This is a genomic window from Armatimonadota bacterium (assembly GCA_028871815.1).
In the GTDB taxonomy this organism is placed as follows: Bacteria; Armatimonadota; Chthonomonadetes; order Chthonomonadales; family Chthonomonadaceae; genus REEB205.
In genome coordinates, this window is the sequence record JAGWMJ010000005.1 from 82170 (window position 1) to 99350 (window position 17181).

General features: G+C 62.0%; 11 protein-coding genes. 6 read left to right on the forward strand and 5 right to left on the reverse strand.

Features of this window, described 5'->3' with window-relative positions; genetic code table 11:
• Nucleotides 1-2 precede the first annotated feature (2 nt).
• The 5 genes from KGJ62_07820 to KGJ62_07840 all read right to left on the reverse strand — a co-directional run bounded on the left by KGJ62_07820 (nt 3) and on the right by KGJ62_07840 (nt 7676).
• Complete coding sequence (locus KGJ62_07820) at nt 3-2426, reverse strand: glycoside hydrolase family 127 protein (GenBank protein ID MDE2126481.1); 2424 nt, start codon at nt 2424-2426, stop codon at nt 3-5.
• A gap of 129 nt (nt 2427-2555) precedes the next feature.
• Nucleotides 2556-3968 carry a DUF4382 domain-containing protein gene (locus tag KGJ62_07825; GenBank protein ID MDE2126482.1) on the reverse strand — a complete coding sequence of 471 codons (1413 nt, stop codon included), beginning with the start codon at nt 3966-3968 and terminating at the stop codon, nt 2556-2558.
• A 78-nt stretch (nt 3969-4046) separates the two neighbouring features.
• Nucleotides 4047-4628 carry a hypoxanthine phosphoribosyltransferase gene (gene hpt, locus KGJ62_07830; GenBank protein MDE2126483.1) on the reverse strand — a complete coding sequence of 194 codons (582 nt, stop codon included), beginning with the start codon at nt 4626-4628 and terminating at the stop codon, nt 4047-4049.
• Complete coding sequence (locus tag KGJ62_07835) at nt 4628-6724, reverse strand: S9 family peptidase (protein MDE2126484.1); 2097 nt, start codon at nt 6722-6724, stop codon at nt 4628-4630. Before KGJ62_07835 ends, hpt begins: the two co-directional genes overlap by 1 nt.
• Nucleotides 6725-6860: 136 nt before the next feature.
• Nucleotides 6861-7676 carry a phytanoyl-CoA dioxygenase family protein gene (locus tag KGJ62_07840; protein ID MDE2126485.1) on the reverse strand — a complete coding sequence of 272 codons (816 nt, stop codon included), beginning with the start codon at nt 7674-7676 and terminating at the stop codon, nt 6861-6863.
• A gap of 111 nt (nt 7677-7787) precedes the next feature.
• On the opposite strand from KGJ62_07840, the gene fdhD reads away from it, so the two are divergent.
• From fdhD to KGJ62_07870, 6 genes are all read left to right on the forward strand, one after another.
• Nucleotides 7788-8645, forward strand: coding sequence for a formate dehydrogenase accessory sulfurtransferase FdhD (gene fdhD, locus KGJ62_07845; GenBank protein MDE2126486.1), 858 nt, complete (start codon nt 7788-7790; stop codon nt 8643-8645).
• Nucleotides 8635-9003 carry a hypothetical protein gene (locus tag KGJ62_07850; protein ID MDE2126487.1) on the forward strand — a complete coding sequence of 123 codons (369 nt, stop codon included), beginning with the start codon at nt 8635-8637 and terminating at the stop codon, nt 9001-9003. The genes fdhD and KGJ62_07850 overlap by 11 nt, the downstream gene beginning before the upstream one ends.
• A 5-nt stretch (nt 9004-9008) precedes the next feature.
• Nucleotides 9009-9833, forward strand: a complete 825-nt coding sequence (locus KGJ62_07855) for an SDR family oxidoreductase (GenBank protein MDE2126488.1) — start codon at nt 9009-9011, stop codon at nt 9831-9833.
• A gap of 72 nt (nt 9834-9905) precedes the next feature.
• Nucleotides 9906-12707, forward strand: coding sequence for a PD-(D/E)XK nuclease family protein (locus tag KGJ62_07860; GenBank protein ID MDE2126489.1), 2802 nt, complete (start codon nt 9906-9908; stop codon nt 12705-12707).
• On the forward strand, nt 12707-15829 hold the full coding sequence (locus tag KGJ62_07865; protein ID MDE2126490.1) for a UvrD-helicase domain-containing protein: 3123 nt from the start codon (nt 12707-12709) through the stop codon (nt 15827-15829). Before KGJ62_07860 ends, KGJ62_07865 begins: the two co-directional genes overlap by 1 nt.
• A gap of 611 nt (nt 15830-16440) precedes the next feature.
• A complete protein-coding gene (locus tag KGJ62_07870) occupies nt 16441-16827 on the forward strand; it encodes a VOC family protein (GenBank protein MDE2126491.1) in 387 nt (128 codons plus the stop codon).
• Nucleotides 16828-17181: the final 354 nt, after the last annotated feature.

Below are 17181 nucleotides of genomic sequence, written 5' to 3' on the forward strand. Positions count from 1 at the left end.
AGTTAATCCGTATCGCGGAAAGTATCGGGCCCGGATACTCGCCACTGCTGGATGCCGGCCGCCCAATCCGGCTTCAGCTGCAGCTCCAACCGTAGTGCGGTTGTAACGACCGGTTGAAACGAAACGCGGCACCATCCATCATCCCGGATTGGCCAACCGGCATTCTGGTCCGAACGGGATACAGGCGCCCAGCCGCTGGCGGTACGGTACATGAGTCGCCAGGAGGCCGGCAGGCGGCACTCACCGCGCCCGGTGTCATCAAACCAGTAGACCTGCGACGAGTCGATGGTAACGGGATGCTTCCACGTGTACTGCACCCACTCAGCTGTGCCTTTATGCGGCCACCAGTGGCACAGCGCCGGCGGCTGCTGACCAGAGCTGGCAGGGTCACGCCCGTTGTTGATTCCCCAGGGCTGGCAGTTACCGCTCACATACGACATGCTGACTTGTGCTGACCGCTCCAACGTGCCGTAGATCGGAGCCGGCGGCTGTTCCGGAATCCAGATCTCCATAGCGTCCGGCGTGCGATTATCCCAGCAATACCACGGAATCGCGCGGATTGGAACGCGCTTTACGCTCGATGCCGTCTCGTAGAGACCGCCGGGCCAATCCCGAGAGCCCTGCGTCTCTCCCGTTCCGGCTATGGTGACCACGCCATTCAAAAGGTGGGCATCGTAGGCGCAGGTAAGCGCGCTCTGTACAGGCAGCGCCAGGGCGGCGACCGGCGCCGACTGGTCGACGCCCTCCAGGCAGTATATTAGTGGACCACGTGCCAGCGCGACTTTGCCGACGTCATTCTTCACGAGCGGATTTGCCTGAATCCGCCGGACCGGCATCGGCATGTAGTAACGCACCGAATCGCCGTTACGCCACACGCGATCGATTGCGATATAACCGCGCTTGACCGCCGGCGGCATCAGGCTGCCATTGACGCGCACCTTCTCACCGCGGCACCACCCCGGAGCCCGCAGATTGAGAGCGAAGCGACCCGGTTTCTTGAGCTGAACCCGAATCTCCACGAGCCCGCTCCAGGGATAGACGGTCTTCACTGCAAGTGTTACGGGCTCTCCATCGACGCGCGTCTGTACGGTGCCCTGCACAAACAGGTTCAGGTAGATGGATCCTGGGCCAGAGGCGGCAACATACTCGCCGAGAGCCGCAATCGTCCGTGCGGCATTCGGCGGGCAGCATGCACATGAGAACCAGCCGGAACGGGCGTAGCCGCCGGGACACGCCAATGGGTTGCCATAGAAGAAAGTATGGCCATCCAGCGAGACTCCATCGAGCATCCCATTGTAGAGCGCGCGCTCCATCTCGTCGGCATATCGGCCGTCGCCAAACAGCAGATTCATCCTGTGCGCCCACAGAATCATGGCGACAGAGGCGCAGGTCTCCTGATACGCGCTCTGGTTCGGCAGGTCGTAGTCCGTGGTGAAGCCTTCGTTTGACCCGGTGGACCCCACCCCGCCCGTAACATACATCCGCTTCTCGGTGGTGTTGTCCCAAATGCGGCGAAGGGCCGTCAACAGCGTTTCGTCGTGCGTCATAGCGGCGACATCGGTGGCGCCGGCCATCAAGTATCCGGCTCGCACGGCATGTCCCTGCAAGACGCGACGGTCGACGATGCGTTGATTATCGAGCCAGTACGTACCGTCGTACTGCGACAACGCTGTGTGGTGCTCCGTGGCAAAGAACTTTGTGCCACGATTCATGATAAAAAAGCGCGCCAGGCGGAAGTAACGTCGCCTGCCGGTTACACGGTAGAGCTTCATCAGCGCCAATTCGATTTCCGGATGGCCGGGATAGCCCATGCGCTTGCCGGGCCCGGAGCCGAATATGGAAGAGAGGTGATCGGCCAGGCGCGTCGCCACATTCAACAGATCGCGGTGACGCGTTGCCTGGTACCACGCGACAGCGGCCTCAAACATGTGTCCTGCGCAGTACATCTCGTGATTGTCGCGCAGGTTCACATACTCCACGCCGGGGTGGTTTACCTCGTACCAGGTGTCCAGGTAGCCGTCGGGCCTCTGAGCGGCGGCTATCAGGCGCACGATCGCCTCTACTTGCGCTTCCATGCCCGGGTCGGGGTGGGTAGCCAGCGAGTACGAGACGGCCTCGATCACTTTATACACATCGGAGTCCATGAAGACTGGACCCGAATAGCCGCTGTGAATGTTGGCAGCCGCTAACCGAAAATCGGTAAGGTTGCCGGCCTGTTTGAGCATATTGAGGCTGTGCGGTAGCGACACCCGCCGGATCGCCTTTTGCCTTGGCGCCCAGAAGCCCTTACCGATGGTCACGCTGGTGAGCGGGATCTCGGTGAGGTTCGCCGTCCGCGGCTGCTGAGCCAGGAGCGGCACAGCCGTAATCGAGGTGGTCAGAAGCGCAGTAACAAGCGTAGCGTGCGGCAGAAAGCGGATTCTCACGAGGTTGGCCCTCCAAAGGCGGAATCGGCGGCGCAAACGTGCCTGTCTGCGCCGTCAACACCGCCAGGCCAACTTCGCCAAACCACACCGAGATGCCTGCCCCGCCCGGTTGCGCAGGCACGGCGCCATTCAGTCGGAGCCGATATCCACCGTCGCCGCAGTCACGGAAGTGCCGGAGAGCGTGCCGTGCACGCGCACGCTCTCGCCGGCCTTGAGCTGTGCGAAGAAAGCCGCCATGGTAATTGGCTGTCCCTTCAGACGGTAGGCCGTACCAGCCACGGTTTGAACCAGAAGAGATCCGCCCGGATTGATGAAACCATCCCACTGGGTACGGGTTTGCACGGTGAACGATGCCTGAGCAAGATCGATGGTCGACACCGGCCCGCTGAGTTCCACCTCCCCGGCCTCGTGCGACTGATCGATCCGGCACAGAAATGCCGTGATCGTGTTGGAACTGCTGTCGTACGAACCAACCACCTTCACGCCCAGCGAACCGCCGAGTATGCTGAAGAAGGCGGCAGGCGTCTCAATCACACCGCCGTCGTCGCGCAGAACGGTGTTGGCGGTAACCAATACGTTGACGGTGGATAGCTGAGGCAGCAGATGCCGGCAGCTGCCCACGGTCACTTGAAATGATCCAGCGCTTGGAAGGACGTTGGTCGGCGCTCCGCGTACTGCGACGGCGGTGTCGCTGTCCCCGCTGCCCGCGACATCAATCTGGACCGCCGTCGCCTCGACGGCATGCAGGCTGGTGTTGCGGATGCCGAACACCTCCACCAACTCACCGTTCGCCAGTACAGGGCTCGGCGATGCATCGGAGTTGTAGACGACCGTGCCCTGATTCACATCGACCTGTATGACTTCGCCCGAGGCGGCCTGCAGCGAGAATGACAGGTTCGGGGCCGTGCCGCTGAGGCCGGAAACGGAGCCATCCCACTCACGTGGGGTTTGGCGCGATTCGTCGGAGATTCCGCTCTCGTCCCCCTCGCTCATGGCGGTGGCGAGTTTCCCGCCCGTGATCATGAACCCGGCAAGGTTGAAGTCGATGGCAATATCGTCGCTGCCGGAGGATTCGGTGCGTGGACTCTTCAGGTTGAACGAAACTGCAACCTGCCCGCTGCCTGCACTCTGCCCGCTGATCGGTACAACCTGCCCGCTTGGCGATGCCGAGGTGAAGACGGTTGCATCAGCTCCAAGCACAACGCGCGCCATTGTGTAGATACCGGGCGTAACGCTACCGGAGCCGAGGAATGCGAAGAGCGGGCCATGGGAGTCGTGCAGCGACGCCAGGTCGACGACGACTCCGGATGGATCGGACCATGCCGATAGAGGCGCGCCGTGGGCCGTGGCCAGTTCCACGTGATACAGGGTTACCCAGACGTGCGTGTATGGCGAACCTGGCGTATCCGTCATCCACGTGTTGATAGCGGCCGAACGGGTTGCGCCAGGGCCGCCACTTGAGCCGGTACCGCCGCCACCGCCGCATCCGGCAAGCCCAATGGCGGCAAGCACCAATAGCGCCAGGGCAGTTCGAGTTTTCATGGTTCGTCTCCTCACAAAGCGCAGGCTGTTGACGGTGGGGATACCGTTAAGACGACCGGGATCTGCACAATGTTCTCACTACCGAACGCGTACGCAAATCTCCGGCGTGGCAGCCAAATCGATTGTGCCTACATACTCGAGCTCGCGAAACCGCCCGTTGTAATCCAGCCCGCAGCCCACCACGAACTCCGGACCGATTTCAAAGCCTACGAAATCCGGCGTGCAGACGCGTTCGGCTCTGTGTCTGCGGCTCAGCAGCGCACAGCTCCGCAGGCTTCGTGGCGCCACAGGAAGCATGCGTGCCAGCAGCCACTCCAGCGTCTGTCCGGTATCGACAATATCCTCAACAATCAACACGTCGCGGTCGCCTATCGGTTCAGTCAGGTCCTGTAAGAGGCGCAGAGTGCCGGATTGCGCGCCGCTGTAGCTGGCGACGCGGATGAAGTCGAAAGTGAGCGGTACCGAAATGGCGCGAGCCAGCTCTGCTGCAAAAAAGAACGCCCCATGAAGCACTACCACCAGGTGCAGCGGTCCACTGCGATTCACTGCGGATACAGCGTCGCCAAGTTCCTGAACCCGGCGCGCCACGTCGCGCGCGGATATCAGTTCATGAACAGTCAACTCATCCGCGGAGGCTTGTGATGCGTTGCACCCGCTCACTACCACTCCTTCGGAACCGGCACGTCCAGCACCTTGGAGAGAAACGCCCAGCGATCGGCCGTTTCTTCCAGGATTTTGGAGATCGGCTTCCCGCCACCGTGCCCGGCGCGTGTTTCTATGCGGATGAGGACGGGGTTTGGCCCCGCCTGCGCCCACTGCATTTCGGCGGTGAACTTGAAGCTGTGGGCCGGTACCACCCGATCATCGTGATCGCTGGTTGTAACCAGGGTGGCGGGATAGTGCGTGCCCTTATGAATGTTCTGGAGCGGTGAGTAAGCACGCAGAACCTTGAAATCGGCCGGATTCTCAGGCGAACCATACTCGGATTGCCAACCCCAGCCGATGGTGAACTTGTTGAAGCGGAGCATGTCCATCACACCGACCTCTGGGACGGCTGCTGCAAACAGGTCCGGCCGCTGGGTTTCGCAGGCGCCCACCAAAAGCCCACCGTTGCTGCCACCACCAATCGAAAGCTTCGGTGTCGAGGTGTAACGGTTGGAGATCAGCCACTGCGCGGCGGCGATGAAGTCATCAAAAACGTTCTGCTTCTTGTGCTTCATGCCTGCCTTGTGCCATGCCTCTCCATACTCACCACCACCGCGGATATTCGCCACGGCGAATATCCCGCCCATATCCAGCCATACCGGTATGGAGGGTGAGAAGAACGGCGTGATCGAGATGTCGAAACCGCCGTACCCGTACAGGTACACGGGGTTCTTACCGTTGCGTACCACGCCCTTTTTGTAGACCAGAAACATGGGTACGCGCGTGCCATCTTTGCTGTGATAGAACACCTGGCGAACCACATAGTTGGCCGGCTCGAAGTCGACCGTTGGCCGTTTGTAAAGGTAGCTCCGCCCGGTGGCAATATCGTAGCGATAGATGGTATTCGGACGTGTGAAACTTGTAAACGAGTAGAAGGTCTCCTTGTCGAGCGACGTTCCGGAAAAGCCCGTCGCGTACCCGATAGCCGGCAGTTTGATCTCGCCCGCCGGCGCGCCGGTTTCGCTGAAGATGCGTACGCGTGAACTTGCGTCCTTCAGGTACGAGACGATGATCCGGCCACCCACCATCGAAGCTCCGTCGATCGCGTCCGACTGCTCGGCGACCACCGTGTGTCGTGCTTCGGGATGCTGGATATCGATGGAGATGACGCGCTTCATCGGCGCGCCAAGATCGGTGGAGAAGAAGAACTTCGGTCCAACGTTGCCAATGAAGTTGTACTGGGCGTCGAAGCCATCGAGCAGCTTGACAACTTTTCCGCCGCCGGCCGGAATGGATGGCTGGAGGGGATTCCCGAGATCCTGATAGTAGACGCGATTCCTTGTTTCCGTGCCAACCCACACGGTGATGATGAGGTAGTGACCGTCATCGGTTACGCTGCCGTCGAATCCCCAGTCCTTGTTCTTTTTGCTCTGATAGATCAGTGTATCGGCGGATTGCGGCGTACCGAGGCGGTGGTAATACAGCTTCTGATAGTAGTTGGCGGCCTGGAGTTTGGCCTGCGGATCCGGCGCGTCGTACGCACTGTAGAAGAAGCCCCTGTTATCGTGCGTCCAGCTTGCGCCTGAAAACTTGCTCCATTTGATGTCGTCACTGGTGTCTTCACCGGTGGCCACGTCGCGAACTTTCCACTCCATCCAGTCTGAGCCCGCAGACTGCACGCTGTAGGCAATGTACTTACCGTCCCAGCTCGGGACTATTGAGCCCAGAGCCACAGTTCCATCGGCGCTCAGTTTGTTGGGATCGATGAGCACGCGTGGCTCGCCCTTCAAGCCGTAGCTGGTGTAGAGAACCGCCTGATTCTGCAGTCCATCGTTTTTGCTGAAGAAGTAGTGTCCGGCCCGATGCTCGGGCATGCCGTAGCGCTCATAGTTCCAGAGCTTCTGGAGCCGATGGAGAATTCGCGCGCGGCCGGGAACCTTGTCCAGCCAGCCGAAGGTCAACTGGTTCTCCGCCTCAATCCAGGCGTGCGTTTCGGGTGAATTGGCATCTTCCAACCAGCGGTAAGGATCCGGCACACGCACGGCGCCGTACTCATCTACGACGGTGCCGCGAGGCGCTGCTGGATAGTGGATCGGACCACGCTTCTCCAGGCGGGCGCCCCCATCGGAAACGAGGGACGCCAGCAAAACGACTGCTGCCACAACGGGAAGATTAAGCAAGTGATCGTATTCCTTTCCAAATTCTCCAAAGCTGCCGATGCCGGGCAGCGCCTCATCGGGCAGTACTCTACCTATGCCAGATCAAAGGGTTCTGACGATCGTTGTTCAGCACGTCGCCAGGCTTGAGGGCAGCAAAATAGTCTGGCGGCAGTACGTTCTGTGTACCGTTGAACGTACTACCGTCGGGCATGTAGGCGCAAGTCATAGCGCGCCGCGGTCGTGGAGTCATATTGGCGCCGGCTCCGTGTGCCGTGCGGCCATTGTGAAACACGGCGCTGCCGGCGGCGCAGTCGGCCGGGACGGCATCCAGCTTTTCCCACTCCGGGTAGCTGTCGAACAGGCTGCGCTGATTCGTGCTGATACCGGCGTTTTTGCCGGTGAACTGCTTATGGGTTCCGGGCAGGTACCAGAGGCATCCGTTCGCGAGCGTCGCGTCGTCTAGAGCGACCCAGATTGAGAGTGAATCCGGCGATGTGAATGACCAGTACGGGTTATCCAGATGCCATCCCGTTGGATTGCCCCATGGCTGCTTGTAGAGCGCCTGGTCGTGCCAGATCCGTATTCCGTCGACGCCGGCGAGCGAACCGGCCATTCGTCCAAGTCGCGGGTCGAGCATCAGGTCCGCCATGCCGGCGTGCGTATCGGCGAGGCGCACGCACTGTACAAAAACCTGCGCGTAGAAGTTGTTGGGATCTGCCTGGTTGGTCCAGGCCGTTCGGTCGAGACCGTCGGATTTGGCGGCAGCCTCCAGGCGCTGTTCCACGGCCTCATCCGTTACGCTGCGCCACGTGTTCAACTCGCCGTCGGTCAGAAAATTCGGTATGATGAGGAAGCCATCACGCTGGTAACGCTCAATCTGCTCCTGCGACACATCCGTAAGCATGGCAGTCTGCTGCTCCTGGCCCGCTGAATCGGGGGAATGGACGTTTACATCCATGGCAGGTTACCCCGAAAAGTCAACCAATCGCCTCTATAGCCGGTCCGGATGCTGCCTGTGAAAACCGTGGACGGCTCAACTCCCGTCCACCGGTACTGCGGTTCCGCATCCGCCCGGTGCGAATTCGACACGGTACCGGTTGAAGCGCCGATCGAGATTTGCGCCGGCATTGTTTCCGCGGGCCGACGTACGCACCTCCCACTGGGAATAACCTTGCGCACACCCGGCGCCGATGTGGACCTGGTTACCGGCTGGCTCTTCGCCGAAGGTGTGGTTGACCGTATGGCCGATATCATGTCGCTGGAGTGTGGTGGCGATGACCATGGTGACCGAGTGGTAGCCGAGTTGTCGCCCGGCGCATCGGCACGGGCAGCGGGACGAAGCCGCTCCTCCACATCCACGGCCGCTTGTGGCGCCTGCAGCCATGGGTCGCTCGTCACGCTCGCGGAGACGCCGGCGCCACCGGTGCCCAATTCGGTAACGTTTGGGCCTGCCGAGTTGTGCGCCGTGCCGCATCAAGTGCGCAGCCGCCAGCCTCACTTCGCACGGACAGGCGGAGTGCACGCGGCCGCGCTCTTTCAGCCCGACGGAACTGTGCTGGCGGTGGGCGAGGACATCGGCCGTCATAACGCGCTGGACAAAGTCATCGGGTCGCATCTGCGCGCCGGCAAAGCGTTTGACGGTCTCGGCGTGTTCCTGAGTGGCAGGTCGGGATACGAGCTGATACAAAAGGCGGCACGCGCCCAACTCGAACTGGTCGCCTCGGTAGGCGCTCCAAGCAGTCTGGCAATTCAGTTAGCGAACCGGTGTGGCGTAACGTTGGTCGGTTTCCTGCGAGGAGACGAGTTTAACGTATACACCCACGCCGACCGCATACAGGCGAATTCGCCTGCGGAGGTACGTGATGAAGCTTAGGGTCCGCGGCGATTCGATCCGCATGCGGCTGACCCGCACGGAGGTGGAGCGATTGACAACGGCCGGCGAGGTGCATGATGCCGTGCACTTCGACAGCGGCAGCGCCGTAATGGCATACGCCATTCAGACCTGTGCGAACGTAGCCGTGGCATGGGCCGAGTTCACCGACGGCACGCTGCGAGTTATTGCCGACCGCGAGACCATAAGGCTGTGGGCAAGCTCGGATGAGGTAGCGCTGCAGTGGAACGGCACGCTGCCGGCAATTCTTATCGAGAAAGACTTCGCCTGCCTGCAGCCACGAGTCGATGAGGACCGTGCCGACCTGTTTCCGAATCCACACGCGGACCGCTGCAGTTGACCGGAATGCGGACCGTTTTGCTGATGGGGGCGAGCCAGGGGATCGGTCGGGCAGTGGCGCTTCGGTTCGCCGCTCACGACTGCTGCATTCTGGTCGGCGATCGAAATGCCGAACTGGCAGAGCGGTTGTCCGATGAGGTTGCGAGCGTGTTTGGCGCCGGTCGGGCCGCCTGGCGGCTTGCGGACTGCACCAACAGCCTATCCGCGGCGAATTTCGCACGAGCCGCCATTGAGGAGTTCGGGCAGGCCGACGTGCTGGCGCACGTGGCCGGCATTTTCATCCCGCCCCGCCCGGAGTCCGCGCGCAGCAATTCCGCCGATACCCTGCGCACCCTCGAGGTGAACGTGGCGGGCGCCTTGACGATGGCGGAAGCGGCTCGCGATGTGATAGTCTCCACCTCCGGTAAAGGGTGCATGGTGCTGATATCCAGTGCCAACGCGGTGGTGGCGAAGTCTGGCAGTATCGCCTACGACACCAGCAAGGCCGCCGTCAGTCACCTGGTGCGGGAGCTTGCCGTTAGTTGCGCGCCGCACATCCGGGTCAATGGAGTAGCGCCGGCCGGAGTCGTGGAGGGCTCCGGCCAGTTTCCACGTGAGCGGCTGCTATCGTCGCTCGCCAAATACGCGATACCGCATCATGACTCGGAAAGCACGGATAAGCTCGCCACAAAGCTCGGGGATTTCTACGCGGAGCGGACCCTCCTCAAGCGATCCGTGCCGCCGGATGCGGTCGCAGAGGCGGTGGTGGCCCTTTGCAGTGACGGTTTCGGTTGGACAACCGGTCATGTGGTACCGGTAGATGCCGGCCTGCCGGACGCATTTCTACGATAGGCCATCTGCAACGCTTCCGCTAGCGGTTGCCTACGGTTAGTAACTCAACAGGGATCGATCCCAACTCGCAACATGCCGATCGAACTTGAGTTTACGGGCTGGGAAGGCCTCTTTCTACCGCTCCTCGTAGCATCGCTTCATCGCCGGTTCGTGGCGCAAGACGATTGGGACATGGGCGCGGTTGTGGTGGTACTCCGCAGCGCACGCGGTAGAGCAAGGCTGCTGCAGCTCCTCGCCGAGCGTGCCGCGGCTGACCACCTGCTGCTGACTCCGCCGGATATCGTAACGCCGGGCCGACTGCCGGAAGCTTTGATGGCGCACGGCACGGCTGAGCCACCGGACATCGTGGATGCACTGGCATGGCTTACTGCAGTGCATACCCACGGTGGGGACGTACTCGCTGACCTTTTGGGTCCCGCCGCTGAAGCCGGTAGCGGCGGACGCATGATGCGCAGTCTCAGCGACGACATTCGGGCACTCTATCTCGAGCTCTCTGCGGCCGGCCTGTCCATGCTGGAGGCATCGCGACGGCTCATGGCTGCCGGATTTGCCGATGCCGGCACTCGGATTGCGGGCCTCGAAGCGATTGTGTCGGAACATAACCGGCTGGTCGAAGCGGCTGGCTTCGTGGATCGCGAGGCCCAGCGGGCAACGACGGCTCTGCACGGTGATCTGCGATGCGACCGGACGATCGTTCTGGCCGGCGTGGTGGAGCTACCCGTGCCGGCTCGCGATATGCTGCTGAAGAGCGGCGCACAGGCAATCGCTCTCGTTCATGCACCGGAATCTGCGGCCGAGGGCTTCGATGCGTTGGGATGTCTCGATCCGGAGTACTGGCTCAACCGTGAGAACGCCGCGGGTGATCTACGGATCCTCACGGTCAAGCGGCCGGCGGAGCAGGCGCCGGCGATCGCCCTCCTGTTGAACGAAATCGGCGGTGACCTCGAGGCCGACGCAGTTACCGTTGGCTTGTGCGACGAGCGGCTGGCCGCACAAATGCAGCGTGAACTTACCGGCGCCGGAGTACCGTGCCGAATTGCGGCAGGAACGGAGCTTTCGAAAAGCACCGTATTCAAGCTTCTACGCAGCATAGCCGCGTACGTTGAGCGTCCAACGCCGAGCAACCTGGCCATTCTGGCGCGAGAGCCGGATCTGGCTGCCTGGATGGTCAACACCGGCGTGGTTGCCAACGAAAACATCCTTATACGGGAACTAGACCGATGGATTACCGAACTGACGCCCTGCACGATCACTCCGCCCGTAACATACGGCGCTATCCAACGCCTGCTTGCCGCGCTCGACGGTGTGCTTCATCCCCTCCTCCAGCTGCAGCCCGCATCCGAAACGGCCGCGCAACTTATGCTCGCGCTGGGGGCCATATACCAGTCGGTTGAACTGGCGCCCCACAGAGAGCGATCCCGATCGGCCAGCCTCACCGCGGCGGCGGAGATACTACGCACATGCGCCGGCCTGCGCGCGGATTGCGATCTGAACGCAGCTGTATCCGCGTCGGAACTACTGCGCCTGTTGACGGACTGCCTTGCCGAAACGACCACACCCGATGAGCTTTCGGGCGATGTGGTGGAACTGGCAGGCTGGCTGGAACTTCACCTCGACGACGCGCAAGTACTCTTGCTCGCCAGCGCCAACGATGAGTTCCTGCCGGCGCGTACTCCCGCGAATGCACTCATCACGGCCGACGAGACGGCGTCGCTAGCGACTGTGTCGGCCGGGGAGCGTCTTGCCCGTGACAGCTACCTTTTCGCCGCGATGCGAGTCGGCCGTCGAGCGTTTGCCGTGGTATGCAGCCAGTCAGGCACCGATGAAGAGCCGCTGATGCCGTCCCGGCTGCTGGCGCAGTGCGAGCCGGCTGTTCTGGTCGACCGGATCAAGGCGTTTACCGAATTGCGGCAGCGTTACCACTTCGCGACGCCTGACGTGCCGTCGCCTGCTACCGGCGCGTTTCTCATTCCGCCGCCGGATGGCGCATCGCCCGCACTGGCTGCGATGCCGGTCACGGGTTTCCGTGCCTACTTGCGATGTCCATATCGGTTCTATCTCAAATACGTCCGCCGGGTGCGCGAGCAGCGTGATGACGCCGTGGAGCTGGACCCTGCTGCGTTCGGAAACCTGCTTCATGCCACACTTGCGGCATTCGGGCGCAACGATGCCGTTCGGGACGAGCAGAACCCCGAAACAATTGCCCGCTTCCTCCGAAGCGAGTTAGAGGAACAACTGCGCAAAACGGTTGGGAGTGAGCGCAGCGCCTTTGTAGAGGCGCAGCACATCGCGTTAGAGAGCCGCCTTGAGGTGTTTGCACGGCTTCAAGCGCAGCATGCTGCCGCCGGCTGGCGGATCGTGGCAGCCGAAACAGAATTGGCAGGCGTGCTGCCGGGAACCGCAACCCCGATTACGGGCCGAATCGACCGGATCGATCGGCGTGACGGCCACCTGCTCATTTTGGACTACAAGTCGGGCCGCGTACGAATACCGGAAAAGTCCCATCGCGGCCGTGAAGGTGACCCGACTGCCTGGATCGATCTCCAGCTTCCCGCCTACCTGCTATTGACGGACGCGGCCAAATACGACGCTGAAAGTGCCCGGGCAGGCATCATCTGCCTGCCGGCAGCCCGCAAAGACGCGGCCGTGCACGAGGCAGGCTGGACGGCCGAGGATCTGGCAGCCGCACAGAAGACGGCCGTCGACGTGATCCACAAAGTGGAGGCCGGCATCTTCTGGCCGCCGTCGAGTGAGCCGGACGACGATGACGAACTGAGTCCTATACTGCTGGACAGGACACGAGACTGGGCGTCTGTTCGTCAAGAGTCGGTTGTTTCGGCAGCTTCAGCCGCACGGCGGCCTCCTGCACCCTGATGTCCAGCTCTGAACCAACATCTGAACCGGCGTACACTGCAACTGCAGAGGTCGTCTACGCGTCTGCGGGCACTGGAAAAACCTGGAGTCTGACGCAGCGATACCGCGACGCGCTTGAACGCGGCGCCGAACCCGGCGCGATTCTCGCCACGACATTCACCAGGCTGGCGTCAGCCGAGATTCTGAATCGCGTACTCACTGAACTGGCGACGCACAGCGCCACGGGCGCCGAGGTGCTGACCCGCTTCTGCCGAGGCGCCGACGCACTGCACGTCTCCACCATCGACAGCTTTCTGTCGGCGATAACCTCAGCCTACCGGTACCGGACCGGAATACCGTACGGCGTTCGGTTAACCGACAGCGGCTCACCGGAGGTACAGCGGCTGCTTTCCACATCACTCACGCAGGCGCTTGCGAGCGTGGATCGGCCTGCTCTCGCCGACCTGCTCGCACAGCTTGAGCCCGGCCGCGATATAAGCGCGCCGGCCGCTAAGTTGGTAAGCTCGGTGATGCAGATGCAGGCGCTTTACGTCGAGAGCGGCGATGAAGCCTGGCGGCAATTCGATGCACCACCGGTCGAACTGTGGCGCTACGCCACGGTCGCCGACCGACTCGACGTTGCCTCCGAGGCAGCCGGCGGCAATCCGAGCCTGCAAAAACTGCTTGACAAATGCGCCGCAGCATGCCGCTCGCAGCATCCTCCCGAGCCGGGCACCGAGACCGCATTCAATATCGCCGCTGCGGGTACCTACTCCAGGAAAGAGGTTCCGGATGAAGTGCGCGCGGCTTGCAGTGACTACCGCGACATCAGTATCGCCGCGCTACGGTTTGATACGGCGGCAAAAACGCACGGCCTGGCAAACCTGCTCAGCCGGTTGACGCCCGTATTTACCGAGGAGCGCTTGAGCGCCGGACTCGCGCTGTTCGAGGATGTTACACGTGCGGCTGCGGCGATCGTTGAGGCGGAGGGCGCCGCTTCGGTTTGGCAAAGGATGCGCTGGTCGGTGACCCACCTGATGCTTGATGAGTTTCAGGATACGAGTCGCCTTCAGTGGCGCGTGCTCCTCCCACTCGCCCGCCACTGCATGGCGAGCGGCGCGGCAGGGGGACTCTTCGTAGTCGGCGACACCAAGCAGGCAATTTACGGCTGGCGTGGCGGCTGCGCAGCAATCATGAGCACGCTGCCGGAACAGCTGCTGGGCATTCAACAGAGTCACCTCAAAAAGAACTACCGATCGTCGCAGGTCGTCCTCGACTTCGTCAACCACATTTTTGAGAACCTGGACAGCAACACCGAATTCCGGACACTTGATGCGGAGACCGCCGCAGCATGGAGTTCGGCGTTCCGACGGCATGTAGCCAACGACGCCTCGCGTCCGGGCTGCGTTGTGATATTTGAGTCGCCGGCAGACGGTGAACCGGAGGCCGACGACGGCGATGATGAGACCCCTGCGCGATGTACACCACACGTGGCGTGCGTGGCAGACCGCGTTGCGGAGCTACGGCGCTCGCATCCCGGCGCCACCATAGGCGTACTGGCTCAGCGTGTCAAGTGGGTGCGTTCGGTGGTCGCGGAACTGCATGCGCGCAATATCCCCACGACCGGGGAGGGGGGCGAGCAGCCAGACGAAGATCCGGCGATTACACGCGTCCTGGCCATGCTCACGCTGATCGATCATCCAGGCGACAGCGTATGTGAGCTAGCTGTGAGAAACTCACCGATCGCAGACGCGTTTGGCCTTCAGGCCGACGAGCCGCTTGATAGCTGGCTCCGGGGCATGCGACGGCAGCTTGTAGAGCAAGGTTATGCCGCGACGATCGCGATGGCGCTACAGCGCCTCACCGCCAACGGACAGCTCTCCAGCGCGCAGGTGGAGCGACTTACGCTGCTGGCACGCGCCGCAGATGCCTTCGATGCTCGGGGCGGTGGGAGGCCGATCGAGTTTGTGCGCGAGGTGCGCCATACCAGTTTCCCGGTCCAGGCCGGGTCCGCTGTCCGAGTCATGACCGTGCATGCAGCGAAAGGCCTGCAATTTGACGCCGTGGTGGTGGCCGATATCGATCGGCAAATGCCGGGGACGCTGCCGGAGGCGATTCCAATCCGGAAAGACCCTACTGGGCCCATCATCGGTGTGACCTGCTGGCCAAACAAGCAGCTGCAGGCAGACGACGACACCTTCAAAAAGGCCGCGGACGACTGGCGCGCCGAACAGGTACAGGAGGGGCTGAACAACCTCTATGTAGCCCTGACGCGGGCGCGTCAATGCCTGGTACTGGTGCTGCCGGCTGCAGGCAGGCATCGGCTTTCGGGCGCAACGGTCGTGCGAACCGGAGCGAACCTGCCGTCCTCCGCAGAGGGTATGCCGGGCGACCGCACCATCTATACATCGGGTGACCTGAACTGGACGCTCACGCGCGCGCCTGAGCCGGAAGTCGAACGGATCGCCGTGCCTCAGCCGTCGTTTACAGCCGGCGGCAGTCATACGAGGCGTTATCTGCCGGTTCGCTCGCCATCCATGTCGGAGTCCGCCACGATACGCGGCGCCGACCTGTTCCAGGCGACCGGTTTCGAAGGCAGGAGCCACGGAACGGCGGTGCATGCGATGTTCAGTACAGTCAAGTGGTTGGACGAACACAGTCCGCTTGACGCCGAACTCGTGGACGCGCTGGCAGCTGCAGGAGCAATCTCCGGAGCGACGGACGACCGACTGCCACCCCTGCTCGCTACTTTTCGGGCAATGCTTTCGCGGCCGGTCCTTGCGGCGCTGTTGAGTAGGAGCTCATGGCCGCCTGGAGATGACGCCGAAGTCTGGCGTGAGCGCCGGTTTACCGTGGCGGGAGCCAACGCACTTACGACCGGTGTGTTCGACCGCGTCGTGGTTACGCGGCGCGGTGGGCGCCCGGTCAAGGCTGAGATACTCGACTTCAAGACCGACTTGCCGGGTGCGGACGGTGCCGCCAGGCTGATCGCGCTCTATGCGGGTCAGATGGCCGCGTACCAGACGGCGGCTGCTTCGATGTTGAATCTGGCCGAGAATCAGGTGAGCGCGCGGCTCGTGCTGGTTGGTACCGGCGAGGTCGTCTTGATGCCTGGAGGCGATTCAGGCGGCACGACGTCGTGACTATTGGGAAGCATTCGTTCGATTATTATCCAGCATTGACCGGACGACGAACGATGTGCAAAGCGGCCGGCTAACCAATCCGAGCCGCGTTACTGCGCGAGACGAACTTGAGTTCTCGCTGGCTAGCGGGCCACAGGCCGGCTTTTGAAGGCAAGGCTATCCGTTAACCTGGTCGTGCAATGCAGCATGCCGGACCGGCGACAAGCGGCAGTCCCCGACCGCACCTGCATTAGTCACGTAGGCACGCGCCGACGGTGCCCGACCTGAGTTGCCGATTGGTCCGTATAGGATTCAGGTTGAGCAGTGCATCGATCGCAAACCCCGCACTTCAGTGATTTTTCGAACGGACAATCTTTTGCGGCATCCTCGAGCCCGTGGTTCTATAACCAGAGAGGCGACGGCCCCAACGATAGTCAAGAGGTTGCATGGGCCTGATTGGTCGGATCGCGGTTGGCGGCCGTGCGCATACAATCTACGACTACCCGGAGTGGCACCAATGAGATGGGTACGCCGGACGCCCGAGGCCCTTCGGCCTCCGCTCGCTTTCAGCCGGCGCTTCGTCGCTGTGGTACCATCGACGAAGCCCGAACCGGTGTCGTGAGAACAACGCGATGACAGCGCCCACAGAAGCAAAACTGATTGCCATCGCGCCTCAATTTCTGGTGCCAGACCTGCAGGCGGCCCTCGATTTTTATCTCGAACGGCTGGGCTTTCGCATCGCCTTCCGGTACAGCGATTTCTACGCCGCGGTAGAGCGCGATGGAATGATGATCCATCTCAAGCATTCCGACGAGCCAGACCCCGGCCGCCGCACCAAACAGCACGGCGACCACCTGGATGCCTACATCAGCGTGACTGGTGTGGTGGCCCTGTACGAGGAATACCAGCGGCGCGGCGTTGCGTTTGCCCAGCCGCTTCAGGCCACAGCGTGGGGCACACAGGAGTTTGTTGTTTGGGATAACAGCGGCTACATTCTCTACTTCGGCCAACCATCCTGACAACTGCCCGACCGTCGTCGTTCTGCCGTCCGATCGGCGCGTCGAGTACCACGACAGAGCATCAGGTACGCCATGGGACTGTTGCCACTTAGGCTGCCTATGCGACCTACCGATATGGTGACCGTTTGGCTGGCTCCTGAAGATCGGGACTTCACACGCCGTGCGCTGCGTAGCGCGGAAGGTGGGTAAAGAGACAGGCAGGGTTGCGAGTCGTCCGGTGCCGTTCTCATACCAGCCGGTCGGCCCAACTCTACACTTGTCGCGAGCTCGCGCTCCTGTGCATCGTCATCCTTCTAACGCCTCAGTACGCGATCGCCCCGCATGCGTAACGATGCAGGGCGGGCTGGCAGGCGA

Coding starts and splice junctions, on each gene's coding strand:
- KGJ62_07825 (MDE2126482.1), bottom strand. CDS start 3,968: ATGAAAACTCGAACTGCCCTGGCGCTATTGGTGCTTGCCGCCATTGGG.
- KGJ62_07840 (MDE2126485.1), bottom strand. CDS start 7,676: ATGCTTACGGATGTGTCGCAGGAGCAGATTGAGCGTTACCAGCGTGAT.
- KGJ62_07850 (MDE2126487.1), top strand. CDS start 8,635: ATGAAGCTTAGGGTCCGCGGCGATTCGATCCGCATGCGGCTGACCCGC.
- KGJ62_07855 (MDE2126488.1), top strand. CDS start 9,009: ATGCGGACCGTTTTGCTGATGGGGGCGAGCCAGGGGATCGGTCGGGCA.
- KGJ62_07860 (MDE2126489.1), top strand. CDS start 9,906: ATGCCGATCGAACTTGAGTTTACGGGCTGGGAAGGCCTCTTTCTACCG.
- KGJ62_07865 (MDE2126490.1), top strand. CDS start 12,707: ATGTCCAGCTCTGAACCAACATCTGAACCGGCGTACACTGCAACTGCA.
- KGJ62_07870 (MDE2126491.1), top strand. CDS start 16,441: ATGACAGCGCCCACAGAAGCAAAACTGATTGCCATCGCGCCTCAATTT.